We start from the raw sequence: 7,491 nt of genomic DNA, 5'->3' as shown, positions 1-7,491 counted from the left end.
GAAGATGATGGAATGGGCCGTGGTGACGTGCTTGAGCGCCAACGCGGTCAGCAGGGGAAACCCGACAACCACGCCAAGTGCGACGATCACCAGCGACAGCAGATCGCCGCGCTCCGGGCGTTTCTGCCGAAACAGAAGCAGCAGCGCCAGGCCAAGCAGGCCGGCAATCGCCGCCCGGGCCGACGTCAGGAATGTCGGATCGAAATCCCTGACCGCCACGCGCGTTGCCGGCAGGGAGCCGCTGAAGATCAACACGCCGATGAATCCATTCATCCAGCCGCTCGCGGTCTTGTCCATCGTATGCTCCGTTTGTCGGCTCCGTATCGCGCGGAGCCGGTGGTATCGCCAGAGACAATGCGGTACAATTATGCAAAACTGTCATGCTTGGCAGAGCAGTACGGATGGACAAACAGACCACAGGAAGCGAGAGCAGCGGAACGCTGGTCGAAGGTGTCATGGCGACGATCCGCCAGCGGATCGCGGCGCGCAGCCTGACGCCGGGAGCGCAATTGCCGTCGATCCGCGCCTTTGCCAAATCCATGCGAGTGTCCAAATCCACCGTGGTCGAAGCCTATGAGCGGCTCGCCGCCGAAGGGACGATCCGCTCGCGGCCGGGCTCCGGATTCTATGCCGCCGGATCGCTGGCGCCGCTGTCGCTGGCCGAAATCGGCCCCCGCCTCGACCGCGCGGTCGATCCACTCTGGATCTCACGCCAGTCCCTGGAGGCCGGCGACGACATGCTGAAACCCGGCTGCGGCTGGCTGCCGGCCTCGTGGATGCCGCAGGCCGGTCTGCGCCGGGCACTGCGCACGGTAGCGCGTGCCGACGATGTCGCACTGGCCGATTACGGCACGCCGCTCGGCCTGCCGCCGCTGCGGCAATTGCTGGCGCGGCGTATGGCCGGGCACGGCATCGAGGCCTCTCCCGAGCAGATCATGCTGACGGAATCAGGCACGCAGGCCATCGACCTGTTGTGCCGGTTCCTGATCGAGCCCGGCGACACCGTGCTGGTCGACGACCCCTGCTACTTCAACTTCCATGCTTTGTTGCGCGCCCACCGAGCCAAGGTCGTCAGCGTTCCCTACACGCCGTCGGGGCCGGACATCGATCTGTTCGCGCAGGCGCTGGCCGAGCATCGGCCGCGCCTCTACATCACCAATTCCGCCATCCACAACCCGACCGGCGCGGTGCTGTCGCCAGTCACCGCCCATCGGCTGCTCAAGCTCGCCGACCAGTCGGAATTGACTATCGTCGAAGACGACATCTTCGCCGATTTTGAACATGCGCCCGCCCCCAGGCTGGCGGCGTTCGATGGTCTGAACCGCGTCGTCCACATCGGCAGCTTCTCCAAGACGCTGTCGGCGTCGGTTCGCTGCGGCTTCATCGCAGCCCCCCGCGACTGGATCGAGCCCCTGACCGACCTGAAGATCGCCACCACCTTTGGCGGCGGCCGGCTTGCGGCCGAATTGGTGCTGACGCTGCTCAAAGACGGCAGTTACCGGAAGCACATGGATTTGCTGCGCGCACGGCTTGCGCGCGCCATGGGCGAGACGGGCGCCCGCCTGAAGGCGATCGGCATCTCACCCTGGATCGACCAGCCGGCCGGCCTGTTCCTGTGGTGCAGTCTGCCGGATGGCGTCGATGCGGCCGAAGTGGCCCGCCGCGCTCTGGCCGACAATATCGTGCTGGCGCCCGGCAACGCATTCAGCCTGTCTGGAACGGCCAGCCGCTTCCTGCGCTTCAACGTCGCCCAATGCACGGACGAGCGGATTTTCAGGGTGATCGAGGCAGCGATGGCGCGACCAAGCTGATCCTGTTGCCTGGACAACCTCCGGCTGCTAAGGGACGGATCTGCGCGTCGAGAGAATATCCGCGCGATCCGGGATAACGACTATGGGAACCAGCAAGTCAGCAGACAAGTAGGCCGCAACAGCACTTCGTTGTTGCGGCGGCCCGTCATTTCCCATCTTCAGTGCGAACGGCAGATCGCCGCCAAATGTAGCCATTTGAGCGGATGTTCAATCATGCCTTTTCCAAAAAACCCGACATGGACCACTTCCCTGCCAGCAGCCATGGTGCTGATGGCGCCCTTCGACATCCTGGCCTCGCTGGCCATGGACATCTACCTCCCGATTGTCCCGGCGATGCCGGAGATCCTCAAGACATCGCCCGATGTCATCCAACTGACACTGAGCCTCTACATGATCTGCCTTGGGCTCGGCCAAATCGTCTTCGGCCCGATTTCCGACAGGATCGGCAGGCGTCCGGTGCTGATCGGCGGCGCGCTTTTGTTTGCAGGCGCTTCCGCCCTGCTCGCCTGCACCTCGCTGGCCATGGTGTTCGTCGCCTTGCGGGTCGTGCAGGCCATCGGTGCATCCGCCGTTCTCGTTGCGACCTTTGCAACGGTTCGCGACGTCTATGCGCAGAGGCCTGAAAGTGCCGTCATCTACGGCCTGTTCAGTTCGATGCTGGCCTTCGTGCCGGCGTTAGGGCCGATTGCCGGTGCGTTGATCGCCGACAATCTCGGCTGGCGCGCGATCTTCCTGACGCTCGGCGGTCTGGCGGTAGCCGCCACCCTCAATGCATGGCCGAGATGGCATGAAACACGACCTACCAATGGCAACGACAGGCGAATGGCGTTTCGTCCCATTCTCTCCAGCTTCGCCTTCTGGGCGTACACGCTCGGCTTCAGTGCCGCCATGGGCGCCTTCTTCGTGTTCTTTTCGACGGCGCCGCGGGTGCTCATGGACCGCGCCGGCTTTTCACAGCTCGGTTTCAGCCTGGCCTTCGCCACCGCGGCGCTGGTGATGATCGTGACCACCCGCTTCGCCAAAAAGTTCATTGCACGTTGGGGCGTCGCGGGCAGTGCTATCAGAGGTATGGCGATGTTGCTGCTCGGCGCGGCTCTGCTTGCGGCCGGGCAACTGTTCGCGGCGCCGTCCTTCGCGACATTCGTCTTACCGATGTGGGTCGTTGCCGCGGGTATCGTCTTCACTGTCTCAGTCACCGCGAACGGTGCGCTCGAGGCGTTCGGCGATGTCGCGGGAACCGCCGTCGCGCTCTACTTCTGCATCCAGAGCCTTGTCGTCGGCATCCTCGGCACGCTGTTCGTCATCCTGCTTGATGGAGACACGGCGTGGCCGCTGGTGGGCTACTGTTCGGTCATGGCGACGCTCACACTAGGCGCACTGAGGCATTTGCAGAAACGCCAAACCGAATAGACGGGACAGATGAGAAGCCTGGGCGGTTGGCGCAGGCTTCTCATCGTTGTCAGCGCGACGCCGCGCAGACCTCCCGCACGCGGTCGCGCAACCAGCGTTGCGCCGGATCGGCATCGAGGCGCGGATGCCAGAGCATGGAGATGGTGACCTCGGCGGTGGCAACCGGCAGGGGAAAACTGTGCATGCCGGTGCGTGCACCCTCGGTATGCCGCTCCGGAACGCTTGCGATCAGGTCTGATGTGCGGGCCATGGCAAGGGCTGCCGAGAAACCGGAAACCATGCACACGACTGTCCGCTGCAGCCCGAGCCGGTTCAGGGCCTCGTCGATCGGCCCTTTCTCGCGGCCACGCCGTGAAACGCTGATGTGCCGGCCTGCCGCATAGCGCTCTGGCGTCACCGTGCCCTCGCTCAACGGATGGCCCATTCGCACGGCGCCGATGAAGCAGTCGCGAAGCAATGCCTGGATGCGCACCTCCGGTCCGGTCTCGCCAGCGACGCCTATGTCCAGGTCGATCGCCGCGTCGCGCAGCGACATGACGTCTCTATCGGACTTCGGCGCAAAGCGCAGCCGCACGCCGGGCGCATCGGCCTGGATACGGGCAACGAGACGAGGTGCGAATTCTTCGACGAAGCTCTCATTGGTGCGCAGCGTGAAGACCCTGTCCAGGCTCGGGAGATCGAGCAAGGTGGCAGGGCGCAGCAGCGCCTCCGCATCCTGGACGACACGGCCCACCTGTTGTCGCAGTTCTTCCGCACGCGGCGTCGCCACCAGGCCGCGACCGGCGCGAACCAGCAGCGGATCGCCCGTAGCCTCGCGCAGCCGCGCCAGCGTCCGGCTCATCGCCGAGGGGCTGAGGCGCAGGCGGCTGGCGGCACGCGCCACGCTGCCTTCGGTCAGCAGGATGTCGAGAGCGAACAATAAGTTGAGATCGGGTGATGTCATCGGCAGATCATGGCATCATATGGCGCCAAACGCACGAATAAGATGCAAATGCTGCGCCTTCCGCCACATTGGCCAAGGAACTAGATCTCCAGCAGTTCCGGTTGTGGGACTGATGGAAGGAGATCGCCGTGGCAATCGCTGAGCAAAATCGGGACGGGCTGACATCGGCGCCACCACGGATGCAATCCGCCGGCTGGGCGTTGGCAAGCCTGTCGCTCGCCACGCTGCTGTCGTCGCTGGGAACCAGCATTGCCAGCGTCGGGCTGCCGTCGCTGATGCAGAATTTCGGCGCGACGTTCCAGTCCGTGCAATGGGTTGTTCTGGCCTATCTGCTCGCCATCACCACACTGATCGTCAGCGCCGGCCGGCTGGCCGACATGTTTGGACGCCGGCCGTTGCTGCTTGGCGGCATCGCGCTGTTCACATCGGCATCGGTGCTCTGCGGCCTGGCGCCGACGCTGTGGCTGCTGATCGCCGCACGCGCCGTGCAGGGACTTGGCGCGGCGCTGATGATGGCGCTGACGCTGGCCTTTGTCGCCGAAACCGTGACCAAAGACAGAATTGGCAGCGCCATGGGCCTGCTCGGCGCCATGTCCGCGATCGGCACGACACTTGGCCCCTCGCTCGGCGGCCTTTTGATCGCCGGCTTTGGCTGGCGCGCGATCTTCCTCGTCAATGTCCCGCTGGGTGTGCTCACCTTCGCTCTCGCCTGGCGTGCCTTGCCGGCACGCAATAAAACCGCGCGGCTCGACCGAGGCACGTTCGATGTCATGGGCACTGCCCTGCTGGCCCTGACATTGGCCGCCTATGCGCTGGCCATGACGCTTGGCAGAGGCAATTTCGGACCGCTCAACGTCGGCCTGCTGGTCGCTGCCGGCATCGGTGTTTTTCTTTTCGCCGCCGCGCAGGCGAGTGTGAAAAACCCCTTGATCCAGCTTGCCAGCTTCCGCGACTTCCAACTGAGCGCCAGCCTCGCCATGAGCCTCGTTGTCGCGACGGTAATGATGGCGACTTTGGTGGTTGCCCCGTTCTATCTTTCGCGAGGACTTGGGCTCGATGCCGCAATGGTCGGCCTCGTGCTGTCGACCGGGCCGCTTGTCTCGGCCCTGTCGGCGCTGGTGGCTGGACGCCTGACCGATCGCTTCGGCGCCCACAAGATGATGGTCGCCGGCCTGCTCAGCCTCACGACAGGCACGTTCCTGCTGTCGCTCGCCATGGTGACGCTCGGCATTGCCGGCTATGTCGTTCCGATCACCGTCACCTGCATCGGCTACGCGCTGTTCCAGACATCCAACAATGCAGCCGTCATGGCCGGCATCAGTGCCGGCCAGCGCGGCGTCGTCTCCGGCCTGCTCAACCTTTCGCGCAATCTCGGGCTGATCACCGGCGCCTCGTTGATGGGTGCCATATTCGCCGTCGCATCGGCCGAAAAGCACCAAAGCATTGGTCTTCTGAGTTCCGAGGCCGCCCGGGGGATGCAGGTCACATTTCAGACGGCGACAGTGCTGGCGCTGATCGCGCTGGTCCTCGCGCTGCTCTCTGCCCGCGCCGCAGGCCGCACGGAATCCAGGGGTTCGTGACGCGCCACACCGCTCAGAGAGTAGAATTCCCAAACAGGCTCAGGCGCCTGCCCGCTTGCGGCGTTCATAGAGCATGACCAGCGTTTCAGCCGTCAAGGCAGGCTTTTCCTCGCCTTCGATCTCGACCGTATTGGCTGCCTTCATGAGATACTGGCCGGGACCCCTGTCCTCCATGGACAGCAGCGTGATGCGCAGCCTGATGCGCGCGCCGACCTTGACCGGCGCCAGGAAGCGCACCTTGTCGAAGCCATAATTGAAGGCAGCCTGGGTGTTCTCGGGCACGATACCCATGCCGAGCGCCAGTGCGCCGATGATCGACAGCGTCAGATAGCCATGCGCAATCGTCGTGCGGAACGGGCTTTGCCGCCGCGCCCTTTCAGGGTCGACATGGATCCATTGGTGGTCGCCGGTGCATTCGGCGAACTGGTCGATGCGGTTCTGGTCGACCGTCGTCCACTCCGATACGCCAAGCTCCTGCCCGGCCATCATCCTCAACTGCTCGTAGGTCGGCGGCGCTTTAGGGCGTATTTCGTTCATTCCTGGTTTCCCGATCGCTTCCAAAGCCTCCGGACCACGAACTGACGGCCTCTGTCAATTCGCTCGGCGCGAATCCGTTCCGCCGGTTTCGGCCGCAATCGTGCCACGCCGCGAGCGCAGTCGCAGGCTAAAACGGGATTCCCAGGCTTCAGGGGCCGCTGGCAGCAACGAGCCAGCCTCGGCCATTTCCGCTACTTCTTCTCGTAGCCGGCGCGGATTTCCTCCATCGCCTCCTTGATGCGCGTGCGCAGGATGTCGACCGATTCGGCGCCGGATTTCTTGACCAGTTCAGCCACTTCGCCCGCATTCTTCAATGCGACTTCGAAAGACTTTCTGGCAAACTCCGTCTGTTTGGTCATCAGTTCCTGCGGATTGCCCGGCGCCCTGTAGCTTTGCGCCATGTCCGTGACCTCGCGCAGCGTGTCCTCCAGCATCTCGCGCTGCCTGGACAACAGCGAGGTCGCGCCGGCGGCACTGGCTCGTGCCGATTTCTCCAGCGCTTCGAGGTTCTTGCGGTGATGGGCGAGGATCACCTCGACATCGACATTGGGCACCTTCAGGTCGCGGCCGAACCTGCCGAACATGTCCATGAAGGAATCGGATTCCGGTTGTTTCGCCATGCTCGTTTGCTCCCCTTTGCCGCATGATGCGGGCACCCTCGGCGGGAGAATAGCACTCGCATGCCGTGAGTCCATTCGGACACGGAGGAGTGAGCGCCAGTCTGGTCGCGCATCAATTCACGAGGGACAGCCGCTCGGCCACATAGAGCACGACACCGGCGAGCCCGCCGATGATCATGCCGTTGAAGCGGATATACTGTAGGTCCCGACCGATGTTCATCTCGATCAGCCGCGTCAGCTGCGCAAGATCCCAGCGCTTGACCTGGTCGGCGATGAATGTCGACACGCCGGCCTTCTGGCTCTCCACGAACGACGCCAGAGCCACCACGAACCCTTGGTTCATGTCGGCCCGGATCTGCGCATCGCCGGCAAGATGGCGACCGACCTCGACGAACATGTTGGCAAGATGCGCGCGGACAACCGAATTCGGCGCCTTGGCGTCCTGCTCGATGAACTGGCTGAGGCTTGCCCACATCTCGCCGGCCAACCCCTTGACCTCCGGCCGGGCCAGGAAGTCGCGCTTCAGCTTCTCGGCCCGTTTGGCGTATTGCTTCGATGTTCTCAGCTTCTCGACGAAGCCTTGGGCGAAG

General features: G+C 63.9%; 8 protein-coding genes. 3 read left to right on the top strand and 5 right to left on the bottom strand.

Annotated elements, in window-relative coordinates; all coding sequences use genetic code 11:
* A partial coding sequence (locus EN893_RS11430; protein WP_164900803.1) for an EamA family transporter occupies window positions 1-297 on the bottom strand: 297 nt, incomplete at its 3' end.
* A 104-nt stretch (window positions 298-401) separates the two neighbouring features.
* Here EN893_RS11430 and EN893_RS11425 point away from each other — a divergent pair.
* Window positions 402-1,811: a PLP-dependent aminotransferase family protein gene (locus EN893_RS11425; protein WP_127273129.1), complete on the top strand. Its 1,410-nt coding sequence runs from the start codon at window positions 402-404 to the stop codon at window positions 1,809-1,811.
* Between the two features lie 213 nt (window positions 1,812-2,024).
* Window positions 2,025-3,221, top strand: coding sequence for a CmlA/FloR family chloramphenicol efflux MFS transporter (gene cml / locus EN893_RS11420; RefSeq protein WP_127267533.1), 1,197 nt, complete (start codon window positions 2,025-2,027; stop codon window positions 3,219-3,221).
* Window positions 3,222-3,270: 49 nt separating this feature from the next.
* Here the strand turns inward: cml and EN893_RS11415 are convergent, their stop codons facing one another.
* A complete protein-coding gene (locus tag EN893_RS11415) occupies window positions 3,271-4,164 on the bottom strand; it encodes a LysR family transcriptional regulator (RefSeq protein ID WP_127267532.1) in 894 nt (297 codons plus the stop codon).
* Window positions 4,165-4,292: 128 nt separating this feature from the next.
* Here EN893_RS11415 and EN893_RS11410 point away from each other — a divergent pair, with 128 nt between their 5' ends.
* A complete protein-coding gene (locus EN893_RS11410; RefSeq protein WP_127267531.1) occupies window positions 4,293-5,744 on the top strand; it encodes an MFS transporter in 1,452 nt (483 codons plus the stop codon).
* A 39-nt stretch (window positions 5,745-5,783) separates the two neighbouring features.
* On the opposite strand, the gene EN893_RS11405 is transcribed toward EN893_RS11410, so the two are convergent.
* The 3 genes from EN893_RS11405 to EN893_RS11395 form a co-directional block, all read right to left on the bottom strand.
* Window positions 5,784-6,281: a MaoC family dehydratase gene (locus EN893_RS11405; protein ID WP_127267530.1), complete on the bottom strand. Its 498-nt coding sequence runs from the start codon at window positions 6,279-6,281 to the stop codon at window positions 5,784-5,786.
* 191 nt (window positions 6,282-6,472) lie between these two features.
* Window positions 6,473-6,901 (bottom strand): phasin family protein, encoded by a 429-nt coding sequence (locus EN893_RS11400; RefSeq protein ID WP_127267529.1) that lies wholly within the window; start codon window positions 6,899-6,901, stop codon window positions 6,473-6,475.
* A 112-nt stretch (window positions 6,902-7,013) separates the two neighbouring features.
* On the bottom strand, window positions 7,014-7,491 hold a 478-nt coding region (locus EN893_RS11395; RefSeq protein WP_128361544.1), incomplete at its 5' end, for a DUF445 family protein.

Origin of the sequence: Mesorhizobium sp. M7A.F.Ca.CA.004.04.2.1 (assembly GCF_004022825.1) — a bacterium.
Taxonomy (GTDB): Bacteria; Pseudomonadota; Alphaproteobacteria; order Rhizobiales; family Rhizobiaceae; genus Mesorhizobium.
The sequence above is the reverse complement of the archived record's forward strand: the minus strand, read 5'-3'. Positions and strand labels throughout refer to the sequence as shown.

Bases quoted from the DNA above. Each gene is read 5' to 3' on its own strand.
- EN893_RS11415 (WP_127267532.1), bottom strand. From the start codon at position 4,164: ATGACATCACCCGATCTCAACTTATTGTTCGCTCTCGACATCCTGCTG.
- EN893_RS11405 (WP_127267530.1), bottom strand. From the start codon at position 6,281: ATGAACGAAATACGCCCTAAAGCGCCGCCGACCTACGAGCAGTTGAGG.
- EN893_RS11425 (WP_127273129.1), top strand. From the start codon at position 402: ATGGACAAACAGACCACAGGAAGCGAGAGCAGCGGAACGCTGGTCGAA.
- EN893_RS11400 (WP_127267529.1), bottom strand. From the start codon at position 6,901: ATGGCGAAACAACCGGAATCCGATTCCTTCATGGACATGTTCGGCAGG.
- cml (WP_127267533.1), top strand. From the start codon at position 2,025: ATGCCTTTTCCAAAAAACCCGACATGGACCACTTCCCTGCCAGCAGCC.